Origin of the sequence: Winogradskya consettensis (genome assembly GCF_018332715.1) — a bacterium.
GTDB classification, from domain to species: Bacteria; Actinomycetota; Actinomycetes; order Mycobacteriales; family Micromonosporaceae; genus Actinoplanes; species Actinoplanes consettensis.
In genome coordinates this window covers 91,854-112,851 of record NZ_BOQP01000057.1, presented here as the reverse complement: position 1 = coordinate 112,851, position 20,998 = coordinate 91,854, and the positions used below count along the sequence as shown (strand labels likewise).

Genomic DNA, 20,998 nt, shown 5'->3' with positions numbered 1-20,998 from the left:
GGGCCCGAGACCGCAGGGCCATCCCACATGGCAGGCGCGGAGGTGACGGGTGCGAAGACAGCAGGACTCGAGAACCCCGGACTCGATGCGGCAGGGGGAAAGGCGTAAGGCAGGTAGGGGTCGGGGTGTTGCTGCTGGTAGTCGAGTTGCTGTTGGTAGTAGGGCGGCGGCCAGGATTGGTGGTTGGTCGGGGGGTGGGACATGGGGAGGGCTCCTCGGGCGCGGGGTGGCATTGCCCGGAGCGGTGCTCTGGCTTACGGACATGGTCGGCTGAGGTGGTGCGTACTTGAGGGGGTGGACGGCAATGGTGCCCGTCGCGGAAAGCGACGAGCACCGGAAGAGGGATTCGGTTAGTCGGTGGTGCGGGCGGCCAGAAGGGCATCGCCGTAGGCCAGGTGGATGATCCCTGGGCGCCGTTAGAAAAACGGCAAGCCTGGCTGGCTGCCCGGCAGGCCGAACCTGTAGGCGCGCAGAGCGAGCCGGCAGGGCAACCCGGCAGGGCAACGCCAGCCACATAGCCCGGCCGCCACCTCAGTGGGCTGGCAAAGCAACCCGGGCAAGCGGAATCAGCCGGGTAACCCGACAGACCGAGCCTGTGAGCCTGTGAGCGACCCCCAAGTTCGCCGAGCATCCCGTCACACCACGCAGGCAACCGACAAACCGGGCCGAGCAACCCGGCGAACCGAGCCAAGCCGTCCGGCCCGGCAAACAGGCAAACAGGCAACCGGCAAACCGGCAAACCGGGCCGAGCAACCCGGCAAGCCGAGCCGTCCGGCCCGGCGAGCAGGCCCGGACAACCCGGCAAGCAGAAGTAGTCAGCCCGGCGAGCAGGCCCGGACGACCCGGCAAGCAGAAATGGTCAGCCCGGCGAGCAGGCCCGGACGACCCGGCGAGCGGGGGGTGGGGAGGTTAGCCGTCGCAGGCGGTGTGGTTGGCGTTGCGGTCCAGGAGGTGGGTGTCCTTGCCTTGGACGGTGAGTTTTTTGAAGCCGTGGGATTTCAGCCAGGTGCATTTGTCGGTTGTGCCTGGGGGGAACTCGAGGGGGACGCATTGGTTGCGGGTGCCGTAGGCGTGGTTGCAGCCGTCGGCGAAGGCGGGCATTTTGACCGGGGTTTTGGGGGAGGGCCTGGGGGCCAGGTCTTTGGTGTCTGGTTGGTCGGCGAAGGGTTGGACGTAGGGGGCCGGGGTGCCGGGTGGGGGCTGGGTGGTGGGGGTGGGGTCGGCGGCTGGGGGGAGGTTGAGGGGCCAGGTGGTGTCGGTGGGTTCGGGGACGGCGGTGGCGGCGGGGATGGCGGCGGGGATGGAGGGGGCGCGGAGGGTGGCTACGGCCATGCCGGTCATGGTGAAGATGGCGGCGATGCCGGTGACGGCGGCGAGGGTGAGGCGGGTGCGGTTCATCCGACGTGGACCCATTCTGCGACGGACGGCACGCCGTTGGTGCCGAGGGCGAAGAGCATGTACCAGCCGGGGGGTGCCAGGTTGGGGTTGCTCGTGAGGTTGAGGCCGATGGTGGTGCCGTTGACCGTCATGGGGAGGTCGACGAAACGCTGGTTCGGGTCGCTGGAGTGGGTGACCGCTTCGGGGCGGATGAGGGCGGCGCGGGTGATCGGCTCGTCGACCTTGATGGTGTTGGTGCTGCCGTACGCCCACTGCGTACCCGAGAGTGAAGTGATCTGGGGTCTTGAGCCCTTGAAGAGGTAGGGCGGGGAGTAGACGGAGATGCGCATGTCGAAGGAGCCGTCGCCCGGGTTGTCGCCGACTGCCATGACGCGGCCGTCGGGGAGCAGGAAGGCGGACGAGTGGTAGGTGCGCGGGACGGGGTCGGTGGCCATGCCGGCGTTGAAGGTGCTGGTGACCGGGTCGAACATGGAGGCTTCGTAGACCGGGTCGGCCCGGTTGTGCAGGCCGCCTCCGGTTTCGAAGACCTTGCCGTCGGGGAGCAGGACGGTGGAGACGTACATCTTGCCCTGGGTGGCGGTTTGCGGGACACCGCCGGTCATCGTGCCGGAGGGCAGCAGCGGACCGGGTTGATAGACCGGGTTGGCCTGTTTGAGGTCGATGATGTCGGTGAGGCGGTTGGCGTCGGGGTTGCTGTCGATGTTGCCGCCGCCGATGGTGAGGACCCGCTGGTCCTGGGCGGGTGGCAGGAGGACGCTCATGGACTGGTCGCGTTCGTCCTTGCGCTGCAGCCCGCCGACCGGGGTGATGGCCTCGGTGCCGTAGTTGTAGATGGAGGCGCCGGTGCCGGGGGTGCCGTTGCCGAAGACGTGGCTGCCGGAGTAGAAGAGCCGGCCGTCCTGCATGAGGATCATGGACGGGTAGAGGCCCCAGAAGTTCCACGTCTGCTTGGTCTCGCCGAGGCTGAGCCAGCGCTGCTGGGCGGCGTTGAAGTACTGCGTGGCGACCGTGCCGGACGAGTCCTCGCCGAGACCGCCGAGCGAGATGACGTCGCCGTTGCCCATGACGGTGGCGGACGGGTACCACGAGCCGGCCGACATGTCGTTGACCTTCGTGTACGCCGAGGTGGCCGGGTCGAAGATGTACGAGTCCTTGAGCCCCTTGTACCCGTGGCTGGCGTCCGCCGCCGGGTAGTCCTTGTTACCGCCCATGATGAGCACGCGGCCGTCGGAGAGCTGGACGTGCCCGGAGCAGAACAGGTCGGCGGGGGTGGCCACGGCGGTGAACGTGCCCGTGCGGGGGTGGTAGACCGAGGTCTTGAAGGTGCCCTGCGCGAACGCGTCCGGGTCGTTGCCCGAGCCGGCGACCAGCAGGACGTCACCGTTCTTGAGGACGACGGTGTGGATGGCGCGGACGGGCGAGTTGAACGGCATGACCTGCCACGCGCCCTTGGTGCAGGCGGCGCCGGCGCTGCAGGTGGTGCCGGGGGTGTCCTCGGTCGCGTCGATGAGGGTGTAGTCGTCGGTCTCGAGGATGCCGACGCCGTAGATGGTGATGCCCCAGGCGATCTGGTCGGTGCCGGGTGGCACGACCGGGGTGCGGACCGTCTTCTTCGTCCACGCGTTCGCGACCGGCAGCGTGGCGAGGTCGGTCCAGTACGTCCAGCCCTGGGCGACGTCGTGCCGGAAGATCGTCATGACGGTGTTCGCGGTGGTCGACTTGTACCAGGCAGAGGCGTCGTACTGGTGCCCCGGCGTGACGTTCGGGGCGCAGGACGGGTTCTCCAGCATCATCGCCTTGCGGTCGCCGTTGGAGATCGCGGCGACCGTGACCTTCATGGCGTTGGCGCCGCCGTGCGGCGCGGCGTGGCTGACCTCGAACGTGTGCGTGCTGTCGCCCCAGCCGGACTTCTCCCAGCACAGGGGGAAGCCGGTGGAGTCGACCGCTTCGAGGCCGCCGTTGGCGAGCAGGTTCGCCCCGGCCGAGGACCGGCCGGGGACGAGGACGACCAGGACCAGGGTCAGAACCAGGACCTGGGCGATGCGTACGCGGTTCGCGCCGCTGAAAAGGGGACGTGAAGGTGCGGAGGTCATCCGGCGGCCTCCAGGGTCTTCGGCTTGTTCAAATAGATCACCCGGTCGAGAATCAGGAACCGCACGACGAACGAGGCGACGAGCGTGATCAGGTTGGCCACCAGCACCCCGAGGTGGACGCCGTCGACGAGCACGGCGAGCAGCGGGATGCGCAGCAGCAGGTCAGCGTTGCCCATGAGGAAGAACCGGGTCATCCGCCCGCTGAGGCTGCGATGACGGCGGTTGCGATAGAGCAACGAGTCGGTCAGGGCAAAGTTCCAGCCCACGGCGATCACATTGGCCACGATGGCGGCGGGGACGTAGTGCACCCCGGCGACGTGGGCGAGCAGCCAGAGCGCGAGCTGGTTGGGGATCAGGCCGGAGATACCGATCAGGGCGAAGGCCAGGATCCGGGTACGCTGCGCGCCGAATCGCAGGATCGCCAGGTGCTTCAGGAAGCGGGCGCCCTCGGCGAAGCTCGACTTGGAAACGCCGGCGTGGCGCTGCTGGAACGCGTACGGCACCTCGCCGATGCGGCCGGGCCGGTTGCGGACGAGCAGCTCCAGCAGCACCTTGAAGCCCTCGGGGCGCAGCTCGCCGACGTCGAGGGAGCTGGCCCGCACGGCGAACAGCCCGCTCATCGGGTCGCTCACCCGCAGCAGCGAGTTGCGGAAGACGAGTTTGGTCAGCAGGGTGCTGCCGCTGGAGACGAGCCGGCGGTACCCGGCGGAGAGCCCGTCGGTGCTGCCTCCGCCGGCGTAGCGGGTGCCGACGACGAGGTCGGCGCCGTCCCGGGTGCCGGCGGCGATGAGCCGCGGCACCATCTCCGGCGGGTGCTGCAGATCGGCGTCCATGACGACGATCCACGCGCCCCGGGCGTGCCGCATCCCCTCGACGACCGCGCCGCCGAGACCTCCGATCGCGTGGTCGCGGTGATACACCGTGACGGGCAGCGGGCAGTCCATGGCCGCCTGCAGGATCAGGTCCGGGGTGTCGTCGGTGCTGTCGTCGACGAAGATGATCTCCGTCTCGCCGGCGGGCAGCACCGCGGTGAGGCGTTCCAGGAGAGCACCTATGTTGTCGCGCTCGTTGAAGGTGGGTATCACCACGCTCTGTTTGAGCGCGGTGGGCACCTGCAGGACACCGATCTGACCGGTGAGGCGGATCCGGGCGGGAGCGGGGACGACGACCGGCGGTGTCATTTCGAGAGTCATGGGTTCTCCTTGTCGACACGGCGGATCTCGACCGGCCCGGAGCCCGGGCCGAACGACGCGACCACCGTCGAGTTGGTGAGCAGCTTGGCGACCGTCGGCAGGGAGTTCGGGTCCTGCCGCAGCGCCGGGGTGGAGACGATGTAGTCGACGTCGCGCCACCCGTTGGCGAGCCGCGCGGCGACCGCCGTGTCGAGGTCGAGTTTGTAGAACCAGATGACGTTGTCGCGGGTGTAGCCGGCGCGGACGGCGTCGAGCCAGAGCACGTCGTCGACGACCAGCGTCGTACCGGCCCGGTCCGGCAATTGCGTCCGCAGGTAGTCGGCGGCCTCCTGGTACGGCGCGTTGTCGTTGGCGACGAGCGCGCGGCGGTCCCCGACGTACCAGTGCGGGACGACGAAGCCCAGTGCGGTGACCACGGCGACGCCGAGGATCGTCCAGCGCCACCAGACCCGCGCCGGGCGCAGCTTGTCGAACCCGAACTCGGTCACCCCGGCGATGAGGATCGCGAGGAACGGCAGGGCCTGCACGACGTACATGGCCGGCAGGTAACCGCCGGGGCGGATCGCGACCAGCGCCAGGACCAGGCCCGCGATCCCCGGGGCGCGCAGCTTGCGCACGAACAGTGCGACCACTGTGGCCGCGAGCCCGCCGAACAGGATGACGGAGTCGTAGTAGAGCCACGAGTCGATCAGCGCACCCGAGCCGGACGCCTCGTCGAAGACGCTGCCCGACCCCGAGCGAGACATCAGCTGGAACTGCCACGCCCCGATCAGCGAGACGTGCCCGTCGCCGGGGAACAACTCGCCGCGCAGCAGGGCGTACAGCGGGTAGAAGATGCCGACCAGGGCGAGCCCGCTCGCGAACGCGCCGAACGCCCACGGCCGGGTCGTGCTGCGCGCGGCCTTCTGCCACATCGCCACCAGCACGGCCGGCAGGGTGATGACCATGGTCTCCTTGGACAGCACCGCGATCGCGGCGGCACCCCCGGCAGCGGCGTAGTGCCACAGGTGCCGGCGCGGCGACAACGCCAGCGTGAGCGCCGCGAGCATCCACATGACGGCGAAACTGTCCAGGTAGATCTGGCGGTTCATGGTCAGGGCCAGCGGCGACAGCCCGAACGTGAGCAGTCCCAGCGCGGCCGCCCACCGGCGCATGCCGAGCCGCTTGCAGATCACGTAGACCAGCAGCAGCGTGACGGCCTCGACCGGCAGCATCGCCAGCCGCCCGCCCGCGACGGACAGCAGCGTGGGGAACACCAGCGCCGGGAGCCACGACAGCCCGGCGAGCTGAATCCAGGCGAGCGGCGGGTGGTCGTACCAGTAGGTGTAATGGGCGAGGCCCTTGCCGTGCGCGACCGCCCAGGCCTGCGCGAGGTAGGTCCCCTCGTCGTCGCTGGCCATCGGGAAGCCCGTGATGTTCCAGGCCAGCAACACCAGGCAGAGGGCGGTCAGGCCCCCGGCAAGATACAGGTCGGTGCGATTTTTCTTCGGTACGCCCGGCAGCGCACCCGCCGTGCCACCCGCAGGCTCCACGGCAACGTCGGGACGATCCAAGACAGTCACGCGGTCACTCCTGACTCCGCGACAGCGGGTTTCGTCAAGTGGGCACCGACGTGTGCCGTGAGCTCCCAGTTGCGCTTGCCGGTGTATTCGCGCCAGACCGCGCGCAGTGCCGCGACCGCGAGCACCAGGGCGTACGGGAAGGCGCCGATGATGAGCCGCGCGTAGTGGTGCCACCTGATCCGCAGGTCGAACTGCTCGCCGAAGTCACGCAGCCCGACCACCTGGAAGACCAGGTTCGCGACCATCGGCATGACCGGCACGAACGTGAGCAGGGCGACCCCGACCGGCAGCCGGGCCCAGATCGCGATCGCGATGCCGATCGGGATGACGATCCCGGAGAACGCCTGCAGGAACGGGCCGGTCAGGGTGTAGCGGGCGAGCAGCCGCTGGCCGAAGCCGGGCAGTTTGCGCCACTCCCCCTTGCGGTAGACCTGCAGGAAGCCCTGGTTCCACCGGGTCCGCTGCTTGAGCAGCGCGGTCACCGACCCGGGGGTCTCCTCCCGGGTGACCACGGCGGAGTCGTACGCCACCGCGACCCGTTTGCCGCGGCTGCTGAGCCGCACCCCGAGGTCGCAGTCCTCGGCGAGACACGTGCCGTCCCAGCCGTTGGCCTCGCGCAGCGTCTCCGTGCGGACGAAGACGGTGTTGCCGCCCAGCGGGATGAAGCCCTTGCGGGCGTGCAGGTGCAGCCGGCTGCGGAACCAGAAGAAGTACTCCAGGCAGTTGTGCAGGCTGTACCAGCTCGAGTGGAAGTTGATGAGCTGCACCCCGCCCTGCACGACGTCCGCGCCGGTAGCCCGGAACGCGTGGTCGACGTGCGCGAGCAGCTCCGGGTCGACCTGGTCCTCGGCGTCGAAGACCCCGACGACGTCACCGCGGCAGTAGGGCAGCGCGGCGTTGAGCGCGCGCGGCTTGTTCTTCTGCTCGCTGTGGTCGGTGACCACGAAGATGCGCCCGGGTGAGGTCGCGGCGACCCGCATGGCGACCTCAGCGGTCTCCGGGTCGTCGTGCCCCACGATGATGATGATCTCGAAGCCCGCGTGGGTGGAGAGCAGGAGCCGCTCGACGGTGTGCTCGAGGACCGCCTGCTCGTGCCGCGCGGGCACGAGGAGGGAGAACGTCAGTTTGTGCTCGCCGTCCGGGGCGGCGAATCGGGTCGAAGCGAGGGTCTCCGGTGTACGCCAGGCGTGCATCGTCCACCAGAGGGTCACCGCGGCGAAGCCTGCGAGAACCAAGGAAACCAAGATCATGACGGCGGCAGCCAAAGCCGTTGCCTTTCGCGCTGGAGGCGGGCCCCAATTCCCGCCAGCGCGGAAACCATAGCCGGGAATGCGTCCACGTCCTCAAGCAGACTGACAATTTATTTACAGCCTTCAGTGGACAGTTTTCTCTCTCGTCGAGGGCCGGAAACAATTCCTTTACAGAATCGATGTCCATTACCCCACCAGTTCCTGCAATTGCCGTGCGGGCGGACATCGGCGGATTGAATCCGATATAGAGCGTTCACCCCGTTCGCACCAGGTAGGACTCCGGTGCTGCCCGCGAGCGCCAAAGGTACTACATCGATCATCCTTTCAGCGCTTTGACCTGCCTCAAAGATGGTCATCTCTTGCCCCTCCCCCGTTCGGTCGATCCAATATGGCCTGTTCCGCGAGCGCACCGCGCCGCCCATCGTCAACGCGCCGGAACGAGCAGCCAAAAAAGGGCCGCCCACGGGGGCGGCCCTTGACTGAAAGCAATTCATCTTGTTATTTCACGCGAGCGCGTGATCATTGCTTCACCCATTCAGGTGCGGTTTCAGCAACGTGAGATCGGCAGCCGACAACCGATCGTTCGCCGTACGCGCCTGATGCCAGTACGGGTAGAGCAGATCCGGGGCACTCACCTGATCGAGCCGTGTCCGTTCCGCATCACCGAGTTTCAGCTCCGCCGCGGCGAGATTGTCGGTGAGCTGCTCGGCCGTGCGCGCCCCGATCACCAGCGAGGTGACGGCGGGCCGGCCCAGCAGCCACGCGAGCGACACCTGCGCGGCGGACACGCCCCGCTCCTCGCCGATGGCCACCAGCACCTCGACGATGTCGTAGAGCTTCTCCCGGTCGTAGACGGGCGGCTCGTTCCACTCGGACAGCTGCCGCGACCCGGCCGGCGGCTCCTGACCGCGCCGGTACTTGCCGGAGAGCAGGCCGCCGGCGAGCGGGCTCCACACCAGCACCCCGAGCCCCTGGTCGACGGCGGCGGGCACGAGCTCGTACTCGGCGTCCCGGCCCTGCAGTGAGTAGTAGATCTGCTCGCTGACGAACCGCGGGGTGCCGGTCCGGTCGGCGGCTCCCAGGGCCTTCATCAGCTGCCACCCGGCATAGTTGGAGGCGCCGACATAGCGCACCTTGCCCTGCTGGACGAGCAGGTCGAGGGCCTCGAGGGTCTCCTCCAGGGGCGTCTGGCCGTCCCACTCGTGCACCTGATAAAGATCGATGTGATCGGTACGCAGCCGGCGCAGGCTCGCCTCGCACCCGGCCACGATGTGGTGCCGGGAGAGCCCGGCGTCGTTGGGCCCGGACCCCATCGGCATCCGCACCTTCGTGGCGACGAGCACGTCGTCGCGCCGCCCGTCGAGAACCTCCCCCACGATCTCCTCGGACAGCCCGTCGGAGTAGACGTCGGCGGTGTCGATGATGTTGATCCCGGCATCCAGGCACTGGTCGACCTGCCGCCGCGCCTCGGCGACGTCGGTGGACCCGACCATGGCGAAGTTGCCCTTCCCGCCGAAGGTCATGGTGCCCATGGTGAGAACGGAGATCCTGAGGCCCGACCGGCCCAGCTGGCGATATTCCATGTCTTCAACCTAATCCGGAACCGGGCGGTACGTTCGGCCGCTGTTACATCGAGTGGCATCCATGTATCCAGGAGATGACGACCGGTCACCGCCGCTCATCCCCCTCAGCGGGCGGCGAGGCCCCTACCCCGAAGGATCGTCATGGGCAAACGAACACCCCGCTCCCTGCTGTCCGCATCCCTGGGCGTGCTCCTGATCGCCGCCGGAACGGTGGCACTGACCACCGGCCCCGCCGCGGCTGCCACGGTCACCGTCCAGGCCGAGTCGTACGCGGCGCAGTCCGGCGCCGCGACCGAGCAGACCGCCGACACCGGTGGCGGCCTGAACGTCTCCTACCTGGCCGCCGGTGACTGGCTGCGCTACGACAACGTCGACCTCGGCCCGGCCGGGACGCTGACCGTCCAGGCCCGGCTCGCCTCCGCCACCGGGGGCAACGGCGCCGTCGAGCTGCGCACCGGCTCGCCGACCGGGCCGCTGCTCGCCACCTTCCCCGTCACCGCCACCGGCGGCTGGCAGAGCTGGGTGACGAGGACGGCGACGGCCACCACCCATCCGACCGGCGCACAGACCGTGTTCGCCGTCCTGCAGAACCCGGCCGGCGGCGACTTCGTCAACCTCAACTGGTTCACGTTCGGCGACGGCTCGGCCCCGGCCGGCTGGGTCACGATGGACCAGGCACGCTGGAACGCGCAGCTCGCGGCGTTCCGGGCGCTGCCGACGCATCCGGCCCCCGCCGACGCCGTACGCGTCTCCGAGTTCAACGCCGCCTGCCACTACAGCCACTCCAAGCCGGACGACCCGATCGTCTTCCCCGGCCTGCCCGGCGCGTCACACATGCACTCGTTCCTCGGCAACACCAGCACCAACGCCAACACGACCACGCAGTCGCTGCTCGCCAACGCCGGGACCAGCTGCGCCCCGTCGACGGACCTGTCGGCGTACTGGATCCCGACGCTCTTCGAACACGGCCAGGCGGTCGAGCCCTCCGGGGTGACGGTCTACTACGGTTCCCGGCTCGCCGACCCGTCCGCGACCGTGCCGTTCCCGCAGGGCTTCCGGATGATCGCGGGTGACGCCCGCTCGCAGGTGCCGACCCCGCGCGGCACCGTCAACCAGTTCTACTGCGCCGGCCCGGGCGGCGAGATCGGCCGCAGCGCCGACGGCAACTGGCCGGTCTGCGCACCGACCGCCGACCTGGTGTTCCAGCTCGTCTTCCCGGACTGCTGGGACGGCATCCACCTGGACAGCCCCGACCACAAGTCCCACGTCCGCTACATCGGGGGCGCCACCTGCTCGGGTGAGTTCCCGGTCGCGATCCCGAACATCTCCTTCGTGATCGCCTACCGCACCAGCGGCACCACCGCCGGCTTCGAACTGGCCTCCAAGATGGCCTCCTCGATGCACGGCGATGTGTATCTGGCCTGGGACAACACCGCCCTCGGTCAGCGCGTCAAGGACTGCGTCGTCCAGAGGGCCAAGTGCAACACGGCAGGCGGCTTCTAGCCGCTCAGATCGGCCCCTCGGTTCGCACATTCCCGGAGAACTTCCAGGAGTCTGCGGGCCGGGGGTGCCGACTCGACCGAGGTCCGGATCAGGGCGTGGATGGACCGGACCGGGGCCGGGTTCGTTCTCGAGCGGATGGCTGCGTGGGACCAGGGCGACGTACGGGTCGTCGATGAGGTGATGGGCGCGGGCTTCACGCGTACCCGTGAAGTCTCGCGGAGCGACCACCATCTGGACGTCGGATGAAATAGTTGCTGTCCTGGGCCCTGCTCGGCGGCGCGATCTGCCTGCTCGGTGTCGCCGTGACCCGCCTGCCACCCGGCCTTTTCACTCGGTCAGGGCGCGGCGACGACAGTCAGCGCTCGAGTGCGGTCGAGCCGGTCCAGCCGGCCAGGAGATCGAGTGCCCGGCGTTCGGGCGAGCCGGGCACGGGTGAGTAGACAGTGATACGGAGCCCGGGGTCGGCGGGCGGATCGAGGGCTTCGTAGGGCAGGGCCAGGTCCCCGAGGAGCGGGTGGTGGAGTCGCTTCACGCCCGAGTGCTGGAACTTCACGGCGTGCCCGGCCCACCGCCGGGCGAACTCGTCGCTCCTGGTGCAGAGCTCGCCGATCAGGTCCGTCAGAACTTTGTCCTGCGGCGAGCGGCCGGTCTCGGCGCGCAGGAAGGCGACCGAGTCGTTGGCGGCCTTCTCCCGCTCGGCCCAGAAATCGGCGGAACCAGGATCGAGGAAGAGGAACCGCGCGGTGTTGACCGGGCCACGCTGCGCGAACAACGGGGAATCGTAGACCGGGGCGTACAGGGCCCGGCCGAGCGAGTTGGCGGCGAGGATGTCGAACCGCCCGTTGCGGATGTAGGCCGGGAGGTCGGTCATCGCGTCGAGCATCCGCAGAACCACCGGCCGGATCCGCCCGGTCGCCACGGGTCGCCGGCGCTCGGACGCGGTGACCGCGCGGGCCAGGTCGTAGAGGTAGGCCCGCTCGGCATCGTCGAGCTGAAGTGCGTGGGACAGGGAGTCCAGCACCGCGTCCGAGGCGCCGCTCAGGTTCCCGCGCTCCAGGCGGATGTAGTAGTCGATGCTCATCCCGGCCAGCAGCGCCACCTCCTCCCGGCGCAGCCCCGTCACCCGTCGATTGCCACCGAAGACGGGCAACCCTGCCTGCTGGGGCGTGAGACGGGCGCGACGGATGCTGAGGAACTCCCGTACCTCCCCGGCCCGCTCATCCCTCCCGCTGCCGGTCACATCACCACCGTAGGTCGTGCGGCGGCGTGCCGGGAGGTACTGACGTTACCCGGAAGAGCGGTGACTCCCGCCCGTGCACGATCCGGGTTCTCGTAGACGCACTCGACAACGAGAGAGGCGCCACGTGGTGGTCAACCAATTCACAACGCATGCGGAACTTTTCGATCTGAGTGGCAAGCGGGCGCTCGTCACCGGTGGCACCAGGGGCATCGGGATGATGATCGCGCGGGGCCTGCTCCAGGCAGGTGCGCGCGTGGTCATCAGCTCGCGCAGCGCAGAAGCCTGCGCTCAGGCGCAGGAGCAGCTGTCCGCGTTCGGTGAGGTGCGGGCAATCCCCGCCGACCTGTCCCGCCACGACGAGTGCCGGCGGCTGTCCGGCCTCGTGACCGCAGGCGAGGATCGTCTCGACATTCTCGTCAACAACGCGGGGGCCCTGTGGGACGAGCCGCTGGAGACGTTCCCGGACGCGGCCTGGGACACGGTCGTCGATCTGAATCTGAAGTCGCCGTTCTGGCTGGTCCAGGAGCTGCTGCCCACGCTTCGCAAGGCCGGCACCGCCGATGATCCGGCGCGGATCATCAACATCGGCAGCATCGCCGCCATCCACATTCCGCACCGGCCCAACTACTCGTACTCCAGCAGCAAGGCCGCGCTGCATCAGCTCACCAGGCACCTCGCCCGGGAACTGGGGCCGCAGCACGTCACCGTGAACGCCGTGGCGCCGGGCCCGTTCCCGTCGACGATGATGGCGGCGACGCTCGACGAACTCGGCGAGGCGATCGCGGCGGCGGCCCCGCTGCGCCGGATCGGGCGCGACGATGACATGGCGGGTGTTGCCGTGTTCCTTGCCGGCCGGGCGGGCGCCTACCTGACGGGCGCGGTGATCCCCGTCGACGGAGGCATCGCCACCACCGCGTAGGCGTCAGCTCGCGCGCTCGCCGGTGATGTAGCCGGTGAGGGCGGACTTCTCGACCTCGAGCTCGGTGATCCGCTTCTTGACGACGTCGCCGATGCTGACGATGCCGGTCAGGGCGTCGCCGACCACGACGGGCACGTGCCGGAAGCGGTGCTCGGTCATCAGCTTCTCGACATCGGCGACGTCGGCGTCCGGGCCGATTGTGAAGACCCGGGCGGTGGCGATCGCGGACACCGGCTCGGTGAGCACGGCGGCGCCCCGGCCTGCCAGCGCTCGCACGATGTCCCGCTCGCTGACGATCCCGGCGATCGCCTGCCCGTCCGCCGACACCACGGCGGCGCCGATGCCGTGCTCGGCGAGCGTGGTGAGCAGCTCCTGCACCGTCGTCTGAGGAGTCACGGTGACCACCCGGCCACCCTTGTTGTGGATTACGTCGCTGATCCGCATAGATCCTCCCGGCCCGCGCCCCATTGCGCCGCCCTCCACCGTAGAGGGGGGAGCGTTCTGGACGATCGGTTGCGTCGGATCACGAACACTTGGCGTCCGTACCTGGAGATTTGCAGTACTCTGCGCCGACTGAGCGATGTTCTGCAGGAGGCCGGATGAGCGGGCACAGCGGGTCAAGGACAGTGACGACGCGCTATGTCTGGGTGCCGCACGGCACCTCGGGCGGCTGGCTCCTCGTGCACCGCAGCGTCGAGACCGGCGGCGTGTCGGACGATTTCTGGATCACCGGCGAGATAGCGCCCGAGGACGCGAGCGACGTGCTCAAGGACTCCGCCGAGGGCTGGGCGCCGCTGGTGCTGGGGGAACAGGTCAACTTCCTGCTCTGGCCGTACGTCCTCACCGCGGTCACCGGCCGGCAGCTGCGCAAGGTCCGCGAGCAGTTGCTGCTCACGCCCGTGCGCCCGCTCGCCGACATCCGCGTGACGGTGACCGACACCCCGGACGGCCCCGAGGTGTCCTCGCCGTCGATCATCCTGGCGGACGATCCGTTCATGCCGGGCCACGACGACCTGCACCTCACCCCGGAGTGGGAGCGCGGCTCGCTCGACGCCTCGACCCGCCGCGCGGAGCTGCTGACCGCGATCGCCGGCAAGCTGAGCCTCCCGGCGGCCGACCCGGCCCATGTCGTGGTCGTCAACCGCTTCGTCGCCCGCTCCGGCCGCGACGGGCTCGACGAGGTCCTCGCCCGCCGGTCGGTGCGCGCCGCGATCGCCGCGCTGCTCGCCGAGCCCACCCAGGACGAGCCCCGGGAGCGGCTGGCCGACGAGCTCCTGCGGCACGGCTGGCAGTTCGACAGCGTCCCGGTCATGCTCGGCGGGGAGCCCAAGCCCGGTTTCCTGGAGCGCCTGGTCTTCTTCCTGGTCCTCGATCCCGGCGCGGCCGGCAGCGCGGCCTCCTACCGGATCGCGACCCTGCCGTCGAGCGCGGCGCTGCTCGATCCGCCCCTGATGGCGGCGCTCGCGGGCTATCTGGGCCCGTTCGATCCGGCGCTGCGCACGACCGGGTTCCGCTCCGCTCTCGCGGTGCTGCCCCCGGAGTGGGATCCGCCGCGGGAGCGGGGAACGCACCTGGCCCCACCCGCGGGCGACGAGATCGTGACTGTCCGCGGTGCGGGCACAGTGGACCTCAGCGACCCGCAGATCGCCCAGATCCACCTGGTGGAGCTCTTCGACAGCCAGGGCCTGCCGCGCGGAAAGTTCGACCTGTCGGCCATCCCGATGCAACCCGGTGATTCCCCTAGAGTGAAGTCGTGAGCTCGGACCTGTCACCCCAGCCGCCGGCATGGCGGATCTCCACCGCCGACCGCGAACGCGCCGCCGGCCGCCTGCGCACAGCCCTCGACGACGGCCGCCTCACCCTCGAGGAGTACGACGAACGCCTCGCCCTGATCCTGGCGGCCCGCACCTACGGCGAGGTCTCCCCGCACCTGGCCGATCTGCCGGGCGGCCCGATCGCCATCCAGGTCCCCGACTTCCTCGAGCTGCGCACGACGGCGGCGTCCCTGAAACGCAAGGGGCGCTGGGTCGTCCCCCGCCGCCTGCTCATCAGCGCGAAAGCGGGCAGCGCCAGACTCAACTTCACCGAGGCCGTGATCGCGCACCCCACGGTCGAGATCGAGCTGCAGGTCTACGCGGGCACCACGGTCCTGGTCCTGCCCGCCGGCGCCTCGGCCGATGCCGACCACGTCGACCTGGTGGCAGGCTCCGTGGTCCAGCGCGCCGTCCCCTCGGTCCACGCCGAGGGCATCCACTTCATCGTCACCGGCCGCCAGGCCGCGGGCCGGCTGATCATCCGCTACCGGCGCAGCTTCCTCGGCCGTTCCTGGTAGCTCGGCCGTTCCTGGTAGCTCAGCCGGCGTCACCGGCCCCGCACCGGCGCGTGATGGCCCATTAGCCCCGCATCACCGGCACCGGGTTGCGATCATCAACGGGTGGATGCGGCCCTGCTTCTCGGCGTCGTGACGACCGGCGTGCTCGTCACCGACCCCGGCGGCCGGATCATCATGGCGAACCCCGCCCTGCTCACGGCGTTCGGCGCCCCCGCCGGGACCGACCTGACCGGGTTGGACGTCGCCGCGCTGGCGACGCTCGACCCGTTCCGGCCGGCCGGGGCGCTGTGGGCCGACGACTCCGAGCGGTCACACCGCTGGCCGCTGCCCGGGGACCGCCTCCTCCAGGGCGCCTGGCACGTCGTCGGCGAGCTTCGTGCCGCCACCATCACGGATCTCAGTGCCGATGCCCGGGTCCGGCGGCGTCTGCGGGAGCACAACCGCGCCCTCGCCGAACTGGTCGCGACCAAGACCGAGCTGGTCAGCGCCCTGCTGCACGAGCTGCGCACGCCCCTGGCCGCGGCCCGGTCGATGGCGGAATTCCTGCCGGAGGACCTGGGCGACGCGCTGACCACCGACGCGGTGCGCGGGATCTCCCGCAACCTCGAGCGGCTGACGGCGGTCACCGACGAGATCGTGCTGATCAGCGGGATCGAGAACGGCACGATCGAGCTCACCCGTCAGCGCGTGGAGATGGCGGACCTCCTCGGTGAGGTGCGGGCGGCCCACCCCGGAACCCGGGTGACGGTCACGGCGGGCGGGGGCGCGGTCCTGGCCGATCCCGTACGCCTGGTCGGCGCCCTCATCCGCTTGACCGCCGCCGTCCAGGCGATCACCGGCGCGGGCACCCCCGTCGAGCTGGACGCCACCCGCCTCGACGACCAGTGGCGGATCTCCCTGCCGCTGCCCCAGGACAGCGCGGCGGACCAGCTCTTCACGAGCACCGGCCGGCGCGGGAACGCCACCGCCCTGATGCTCGCCCGCGCGATCGTCGGCCGCCACGACGGCACGGTGGGCATCGAGGAGAACGCGCTGACCGTACGCCTCCCGGCCCTCAGCCCGTCAGAGCCGACACCCGGTTCAGCAGGTCCTGCGGGCTGAACGGTTTCACCAGATAGTCGTCGGCGCCGGCGTCGAACCCCGAGGCCACGTCGAGCCACTGACCGCGCCCGGTCAGCAGGATGATCGGGATGTCCGCCGTCTCGACGTCGTCCCGCAGCGCGCGGCACACGTCCAGCCCGGTCATGTCCGGCATCGTCACGTCCACGACCGCGCAGTCCGGCGGCGCGTCGTGCGCGGCGCGCAGCCCGGCCCGGCCCGTCGTCTCGGTCGCCACGTCGATGCCACCCGAGCGCAGCACGGTCTCGACGACCTGCAGCATCACCGGGTCGTCATCGACCACCAGCACGGACGTCATCCGGTCCCCCGCTCAATGCAGCCTTGCGTACGCGCTTCACTACGTAGAGTAGCTTCGTGCGGGCTTTCCGGTGGACCGTGGGGCGGATGTTGGCGGCGGGGTTCCTGCTCGCCCTGGCGGCGCTGGCGGTGGTCGGCATCAGCGCGTACGCCCGGATCGGCACGCTGCTGCAGGACCGCGCCCCGTTCCAGACCTCGAACACGGTGATGGACGGGCTCGGCAAACTGAACGGAGCCGTCACCCGGGCCCAGCAGCGGGACATCTCCCAGGCGCAATACCAGGACGCCGGCCGCATGGTCGCGGCCGGCATCACCCAGCTCTCCACAGCGACCAGGGACGATCCCGAGCAGCAGGCCCGCGTGGCGCAGATCCAGGCGATGGCCGCCGAACAGTTCGCGTTGCCGGTCGCCGAAAGCAACCTGGCGCAGCTCCGAGCCGTGGTCGAGACCATGAGTCACAAGGAGTTTTCCCAGCTCAGGGCGCGGCAGGAAGCCGGGGACCGCAGTGCGCGGCACACCCGTACGCTCATCCTCTGGGTCTCGATCGGCACGTTCGTGCTGGTGGCGATCGGCGCCCGGGTCATCACCCGGCGCATCACCACCCCGGCCCGGCGGGTGACGGCCGCCGCCCAGCGGGTGATCGAGGGCGACCTGACCCGGCGCGCGGAGGTCTCGGGCCCCCTCGAGCTGGAGCAGATGGCCCGCGCGGTGAACGCGTCGATGACGGCGATGGCCACCGCCCGCGACGAGGCGCTGGCCGCCACCGCGGCGAAATCGGCGTTCCTGGCGACGATGAGCCACGAGATCCGGACCCCGATGAACGCCGTGATCGGCATGACCGGCCTGCTGATGGACACCGAACTCGACACCGAGCAGCGCGAACTGGTCGAGACCGTCCGGGCCAGCGGCGAGTCCCTGCTCGTGATCATCAACGACGTGCTCGACTTCTCCAAGATCGAGGCGGGTGAGCTCACGCTGCACGAGCGCCCGTTCGACCTGCGTGACTGTGTCCGCAACGCCATGAACCTGGTCGCGCTGACCGCGGACGCGAAGGGGCTCGACCTGCACAGCGAGTTCGCCCCGGACTGTCCCGCCGTGGTCGCCGGTGACGAGACGCGCATCCGGCAGGTCCTCGTGAACCTGCTCGGCAACGCGGTCAAGTTCACCGACCACGGCTCGGTCACGGTCGGGGTGGCCGTCCTGCCCGATCCGGTGGCACAACCCGGGCGGTACGGCCTGCGGATCGCCGTGCGCGACACGGGCATCGGCATCGCCGCGGACCGCGTGGACCGGCTCTTCCGCCCCTTCAGCCAGGTGGACGCGTCGACGACCCGCACGTACGAGGGGACCGGCCTGGGCCTGGTGATCAGCCGCCGGCTCGCCGAGGCGATGGACGGCGACATCTCCGTCACCAGTGTGCCGGGCGAGGGCTCGACGTTCACGGTCACCGTCACCGTGGGCGACAGCCCCGGGATCGAGGAACCGCGGACGCCCGGTACGACGGTCCTGGTGCTCAGCAGGGACCGGGATCAACTGACCGACCGGATGCACGGCTGGCGCATACCGTTCGTGACCGCCGGCTCGGTTGCGGAGGCGGTCGATCTGCTGGCCGAACGGGCGATCAGCCTCGTGGTCACCGATGAGGAGACCGTCGCGCAGCTCTCCGCGTACACGTCGAAGATCCCGACCATCGCCCTGAGCGACCACCCGGCGGCGCCGGACGACGACGGCGCGGAGGACAGCCCGCTGCGGCTCACCCTCACCCGGCCGGTACGCCCGCGGCTGCTGCACCACGCGCTGCGCACCACCCTCGGCGACGGGCAGGCTCCGCACCGCTCGCTGCACATCCTGCTCGCCGAGGACAACCCGGTGAACCAGCGCGTGGCCCAGCTGATGCTCACCCGCCGGGGCCACCGCGTCGACATCGTGGCCACCGGGGCAGCGGCGGTCGAGGCAGTCGCGGCCACCGCGTACGACCTGGTGCTGATGGATGTCCAGATGCCCGTGATGGACGGCCTGGAGGCGACCGCCCGGATCCGCGCCGATCCCCCGCCGCACGGCGCACCGCGCATCGTGGCCCTGACCGCGAACGCCATGGTCGAGCACCACTCGGCGGGCCTGCGCTCCGGCATGGACGACTTCCTGGTCAAACCCCTGCAGGAACCCCAGCTCGACGCGATCCTCACCGGCGTCCCCGCCGCACCGTCCGCCGCGCCCGCTCAGGATGACGTCGACGCCATCCGGGAGCGGGCCGCCGCCCTGGCAGGTGGCTCGGCCTCGCAGCGGCTGCAGGTGGCCGGGATCCTCGACGCGTTCGCGGTCCGCCTGCCCCGGGTGCTGCACGAGATCGACGAGGCCGCGGCCGCCGGCAACAACGACGTCCTGGCCCGCCTCGCCCACGGCCTCAAGGGATCCTCGGCGACGCTCGGTGCGGGAAACCTGGCCGCCACCTGCGCCGACCTCGAGCACCACCCGGCCGGCCCCGGCACCGAGTCCCTGCTGCGCGACCTGCACCGGCACGCCGGCACCGTCGGCGAGCTCATGGCCACCGTCGCCGGGGAACTGATCACCGGCCCGGGCTCCGGCACCTGACGGCTGACTCGGGCGTAAAGCGGTGGTGGGTGGCCCGGCCGGCGGTTAGCGTCCGCGTCCATGGACATACGGCCCGAGAACGACGATGAGCACGACGTGGTGCTCGACATTGTCCGGCAGGCGTTCGGGCGCGAGGGCGCGGTGGTCGCCGAGCTGGTCGATGCACTGCGCCGGGACGATCCGGACGCCGTATCGCTCGTGGCGGTGGAGGCGGGCGAGGTCGCCGGGCACGTGATGTTCAGCAGGAGCCTGCTCGACGCGCCGCGGCAGCTCGTGGACGTGCAGGTGCTGAGCCCGCTCGCGGTGCGTCCTGCGTACCAGCACAAGGGCTTGGGCAGGGAACTCATCCGTGACGGGCTCGCCCGGATGGACGCCCAGGGTGTTCCGCTCGTGTTCCTGGAGGGCGATCCGGGCTACTACCCGCGCTCGGGGTTCGCACCCGGCGGCGACCTCGGGTTCCGCAAGCCGTCGCTGCGCATCCCCGACGCCGCGTTCCAGGTCGTGCGGCTCGCGGCCTACGAGCCGTGGATGACCGGGACGCTCGTCTACTCCTCGACGTTCTGGGACCTCGACTGCGTCGGCCTGCGCGATCCTGCGGCCTGATTGCCCCGGGTGGCGGGCACGTCCACAATCAGGCGATGAGGGATCACGACATCGTCGTCTACGGCGCCACCGGCTTCGCCGGGGTGCTCGTCGCCGGGCATCTGGCCGCGCACGCCCCAACGGGAACGCGGATCGCGCTGGCCGGCCGGTCACCCGAGCGCCTGGCCGCGGTGCGCGCCAGGCTCGGCGTGGACTGGCCGGTCATCGTCGCCGACGCGATGGACACCGCGGCGCTGGCCGGGCTGGCGGCGTCCGCCCGGGTCGTGATCAGCGCGGCCGGGCCCTATGCGAAGTACGGCCACGCGCTCGTGCACGCGTGCGCACAGGCGGGCACCGACTACGCCGACCTGAGCGGTGAGGTGCTGTTCGTCCGGAAGAGCATCGACGACAACCACGAGCTGGCCGCGAAGACGGGTGCGCGGATCGTCCACTCGTGCGGGTTCGACTCGATCCCGTCGGACATCGGCGTGCACGTTCTGCACTCGGCCGTCACCGGGGCGGGCGCGGGCGAGCTGACCGGCACGACGCTGGTCGTCACGAGCATGAACGGCGGCGCGAGCGGCGGCACCGTCGACTCGATGCGCACCCAGCTCGACACCGTGCGGGCCGACCGGGCGGCGAGGCGGATCGCGGCGAGCCCGTATTCGCTCACGCCCGACCGGGACGCCGAGCCGGACCTCGGCCGGCAGGAGGACATCGTCACGGTCGCCGCCCGGGACGTGGATCCGGCGCTGCGGGGCACGCTCGCGCCGTTCGTCATGGCGTCGTACAACACCCGGATCGTGCGGCGCAGCAATGCGTTGCGCGGGTATGCGTACGGTCGCGGTTTCCGATATCGCGAGACGATCAGCACGGGCACCGGGCCGTTGTCGCCGGTTCGCGCGGCCGCCACGAAAATCGGCCTGGGCGCCCTGATGGCCGGTCTCGCCCTGCGGCCCACGCGGATCGTCCTGGACCGTATCCTGCCGAAACCGGGCGACGGCCCGTCGGAGAGCGCCCGCCGCAAGGGCCATTTCACGATGGACATCTTCACCACGACCACGACAGGCGCCCGGTTCTCCGCGCGATTCAAGGCGAAAGGCGATCCCGGATACGCCGCCACGGCCGTCATGCTCGGCGAATCGGCGCTGGCGCTCGCCCTGGACCGTGACGCGCTGCCGCCGTCACCGGGCGGCGTGCTCACCCCGGCGACGGGAATCGGCGACGCCCTCGTGACCCGGCTGCGGAACGCCGGAATGGAAATCGGGGCTGCGGAACGCGTCGCGAGCAATTAGCCTGACGCAGCTCCGCACCCGCATCGATTCCTGAGGTGAG

Annotated in this window: 19 protein-coding genes; 9 read left to right on the top strand and 10 right to left on the bottom strand. The window is 70.2% G+C overall.

Translation table 11 applies throughout. The features are described 5' to 3' along the window. From Aco04nite_RS43980 to Aco04nite_RS43950, 7 genes are all read right to left on the bottom strand, one after another. Positions 1-203: hypothetical protein (locus Aco04nite_RS43980; protein ID WP_213003124.1), on the bottom strand; the 203-nt coding region annotated here is incomplete at its 3' end. A gap of 706 nt (positions 204-909) precedes the next feature. After that, positions 910-1,398, bottom strand: a complete 489-nt coding sequence (locus tag Aco04nite_RS43975; protein WP_213003123.1) for a hypothetical protein — start codon at positions 1,396-1,398, stop codon at positions 910-912. Then, positions 1,395-3,491 carry a galactose oxidase early set domain-containing protein gene (locus tag Aco04nite_RS43970; RefSeq protein WP_213003122.1) on the bottom strand — a complete coding sequence of 699 codons (2,097 nt, stop codon included), beginning with the start codon at positions 3,489-3,491 and terminating at the stop codon, positions 1,395-1,397. The genes Aco04nite_RS43975 and Aco04nite_RS43970 overlap by 4 nt, the downstream gene beginning before the upstream one ends. After that, on the bottom strand, positions 3,488-4,684 hold the full coding sequence (locus tag Aco04nite_RS43965; protein WP_213003121.1) for a glycosyltransferase: 1,197 nt from the start codon (positions 4,682-4,684) through the stop codon (positions 3,488-3,490). Before Aco04nite_RS43965 ends, Aco04nite_RS43970 begins: the two co-directional genes overlap by 4 nt. Continuing rightward, entirely contained in the window at positions 4,681-6,246 is a 1,566-nt protein-coding gene (locus tag Aco04nite_RS43960) for an ArnT family glycosyltransferase (RefSeq protein WP_213003120.1), read from the bottom strand. Before Aco04nite_RS43960 ends, Aco04nite_RS43965 begins: the two co-directional genes overlap by 4 nt. Further along, positions 6,243-7,496, bottom strand: coding sequence for a glycosyltransferase (locus Aco04nite_RS43955; RefSeq protein WP_213003119.1), 1,254 nt, complete (start codon positions 7,494-7,496; stop codon positions 6,243-6,245). The genes Aco04nite_RS43960 and Aco04nite_RS43955 overlap by 4 nt, the downstream gene beginning before the upstream one ends. Positions 7,497-8,023: 527 nt before the next feature. Then, positions 8,024-9,079 carry an aldo/keto reductase gene (locus Aco04nite_RS43950; RefSeq protein ID WP_213003118.1) on the bottom strand — a complete coding sequence of 352 codons (1,056 nt, stop codon included), beginning with the start codon at positions 9,077-9,079 and terminating at the stop codon, positions 8,024-8,026. 141 nt (positions 9,080-9,220) lie between these two features. Between Aco04nite_RS43950 and Aco04nite_RS43945 the strand changes: the two genes are divergently transcribed. Continuing rightward, a complete protein-coding gene (locus tag Aco04nite_RS43945) occupies positions 9,221-10,582 on the top strand; it encodes a DUF1996 domain-containing protein (protein WP_213003117.1) in 1,362 nt (453 codons plus the stop codon). A 99-nt stretch (positions 10,583-10,681) separates the two neighbouring features. After that, positions 10,682-10,828, top strand: coding sequence for a hypothetical protein (locus Aco04nite_RS43940; RefSeq protein WP_213003116.1), 147 nt, complete (start codon positions 10,682-10,684; stop codon positions 10,826-10,828). Positions 10,829-10,937: 109 nt separating this feature from the next. On the opposite strand, the gene Aco04nite_RS43935 is transcribed toward Aco04nite_RS43940, so the two are convergent. After that, positions 10,938-11,822, bottom strand: a complete 885-nt coding sequence (locus Aco04nite_RS43935) for a helix-turn-helix transcriptional regulator (RefSeq protein ID WP_213003115.1) — start codon at positions 11,820-11,822, stop codon at positions 10,938-10,940. Positions 11,823-11,946: 124 nt separating this feature from the next. Here Aco04nite_RS43935 and Aco04nite_RS43930 point away from each other — a divergent pair, with 124 nt between their 5' ends. Continuing rightward, positions 11,947-12,741, top strand: a complete 795-nt coding sequence (locus tag Aco04nite_RS43930) for an SDR family oxidoreductase (protein ID WP_213003114.1) — start codon at positions 11,947-11,949, stop codon at positions 12,739-12,741. Between the two features lie 3 nt (positions 12,742-12,744). On the opposite strand, the gene Aco04nite_RS43925 is transcribed toward Aco04nite_RS43930, so the two are convergent. Next, on the bottom strand, positions 12,745-13,185 hold the full coding sequence (locus tag Aco04nite_RS43925; protein WP_213003113.1) for a CBS domain-containing protein: 441 nt from the start codon (positions 13,183-13,185) through the stop codon (positions 12,745-12,747). Between the two features lie 182 nt (positions 13,186-13,367). On the opposite strand from Aco04nite_RS43925, the gene Aco04nite_RS43920 reads away from it, so the two are divergent. The 3 genes from Aco04nite_RS43920 (at position 13,368) to Aco04nite_RS43910 (ending at position 16,174) form a co-directional block, all read left to right on the top strand. Then, positions 13,368-14,498 (top strand): hypothetical protein, encoded by a 1,131-nt coding sequence (locus tag Aco04nite_RS43920; protein WP_213003112.1) that lies wholly within the window; start codon positions 13,368-13,370, stop codon positions 14,496-14,498. After that, the gene (locus tag Aco04nite_RS43915; protein WP_244876735.1) at positions 14,495-15,073 is read left to right on the top strand and encodes a DUF1707 SHOCT-like domain-containing protein; all 579 of its coding nucleotides are present in this window, start codon (positions 14,495-14,497) and stop codon (positions 15,071-15,073) included. Before Aco04nite_RS43920 ends, Aco04nite_RS43915 begins: the two co-directional genes overlap by 4 nt. A gap of 102 nt (positions 15,074-15,175) precedes the next feature. Then, positions 15,176-16,174, top strand: a complete 999-nt coding sequence (locus Aco04nite_RS43910) for a sensor histidine kinase (protein WP_244876734.1) — start codon at positions 15,176-15,178, stop codon at positions 16,172-16,174. Here the strand turns inward: Aco04nite_RS43910 and Aco04nite_RS43905 are convergent. Beyond that, positions 16,128-16,490 (bottom strand): response regulator transcription factor, encoded by a 363-nt coding sequence (locus tag Aco04nite_RS43905; protein WP_203835736.1) that lies wholly within the window; start codon positions 16,488-16,490, stop codon positions 16,128-16,130. The genes Aco04nite_RS43910 and Aco04nite_RS43905 overlap by 47 nt on opposite strands. Before the next feature lie 56 nt (positions 16,491-16,546). Here Aco04nite_RS43905 and Aco04nite_RS49385 point away from each other — a divergent pair, with 56 nt between their 5' ends. Genes Aco04nite_RS49385 through Aco04nite_RS43890 form a run of 3 tightly spaced genes read left to right on the top strand, consistent with a single transcriptional unit; the run spans position 16,547 to position 20,958 of the window. Further along, positions 16,547-19,081 carry an ATP-binding protein gene (locus Aco04nite_RS49385; protein ID WP_244876733.1) on the top strand — a complete coding sequence of 845 codons (2,535 nt, stop codon included), beginning with the start codon at positions 16,547-16,549 and terminating at the stop codon, positions 19,079-19,081. 60 nt (positions 19,082-19,141) lie between these two features. Beyond that, on the top strand, positions 19,142-19,684 hold the full coding sequence (locus Aco04nite_RS43895) for a GNAT family N-acetyltransferase (RefSeq protein ID WP_213003111.1): 543 nt from the start codon (positions 19,142-19,144) through the stop codon (positions 19,682-19,684). A gap of 35 nt (positions 19,685-19,719) precedes the next feature. Continuing rightward, positions 19,720-20,958, top strand: coding sequence for a saccharopine dehydrogenase family protein (locus Aco04nite_RS43890; protein ID WP_213003110.1), 1,239 nt, complete (start codon positions 19,720-19,722; stop codon positions 20,956-20,958). Positions 20,959-20,998: the final 40 nt, after the last annotated feature.

What these genes read in the sequence shown, in the direction of transcription:
- Aco04nite_RS43975 (WP_213003123.1), bottom strand. Translation starts at nt 1,398, where the DNA reads ATGAACCGCACCCGCCTCACCCTCGCCGCCGTCACCGGCATCGCCGCC.
- Aco04nite_RS43970 (WP_213003122.1), bottom strand. Translation starts at nt 3,491, where the DNA reads ATGACCTCCGCACCTTCACGTCCCCTTTTCAGCGGCGCGAACCGCGTA.
- Aco04nite_RS43965 (WP_213003121.1), bottom strand. Translation starts at nt 4,684, where the DNA reads ATGACTCTCGAAATGACACCGCCGGTCGTCGTCCCCGCTCCCGCCCGG.
- Aco04nite_RS43955 (WP_213003119.1), bottom strand. Translation starts at nt 7,496, where the DNA reads ATGATCTTGGTTTCCTTGGTTCTCGCAGGCTTCGCCGCGGTGACCCTC.
- Aco04nite_RS43950 (WP_213003118.1), bottom strand. Translation starts at nt 9,079, where the DNA reads ATGGAATATCGCCAGCTGGGCCGGTCGGGCCTCAGGATCTCCGTTCTC.
- Aco04nite_RS43945 (WP_213003117.1), top strand. Translation starts at nt 9,221, where the DNA reads ATGGGCAAACGAACACCCCGCTCCCTGCTGTCCGCATCCCTGGGCGTG.
- Aco04nite_RS43940 (WP_213003116.1), top strand. Translation starts at nt 10,682, where the DNA reads ATGGACCGGACCGGGGCCGGGTTCGTTCTCGAGCGGATGGCTGCGTGG.
- Aco04nite_RS43925 (WP_213003113.1), bottom strand. Translation starts at nt 13,185, where the DNA reads ATGCGGATCAGCGACGTAATCCACAACAAGGGTGGCCGGGTGGTCACC.
- Aco04nite_RS43905 (WP_203835736.1), bottom strand. Translation starts at nt 16,490, where the DNA reads ATGACGTCCGTGCTGGTGGTCGATGACGACCCGGTGATGCTGCAGGTC.
- Aco04nite_RS43895 (WP_213003111.1), top strand. Translation starts at nt 19,142, where the DNA reads ATGGACATACGGCCCGAGAACGACGATGAGCACGACGTGGTGCTCGAC.
- Aco04nite_RS43890 (WP_213003110.1), top strand. Translation starts at nt 19,720, where the DNA reads ATGAGGGATCACGACATCGTCGTCTACGGCGCCACCGGCTTCGCCGGG.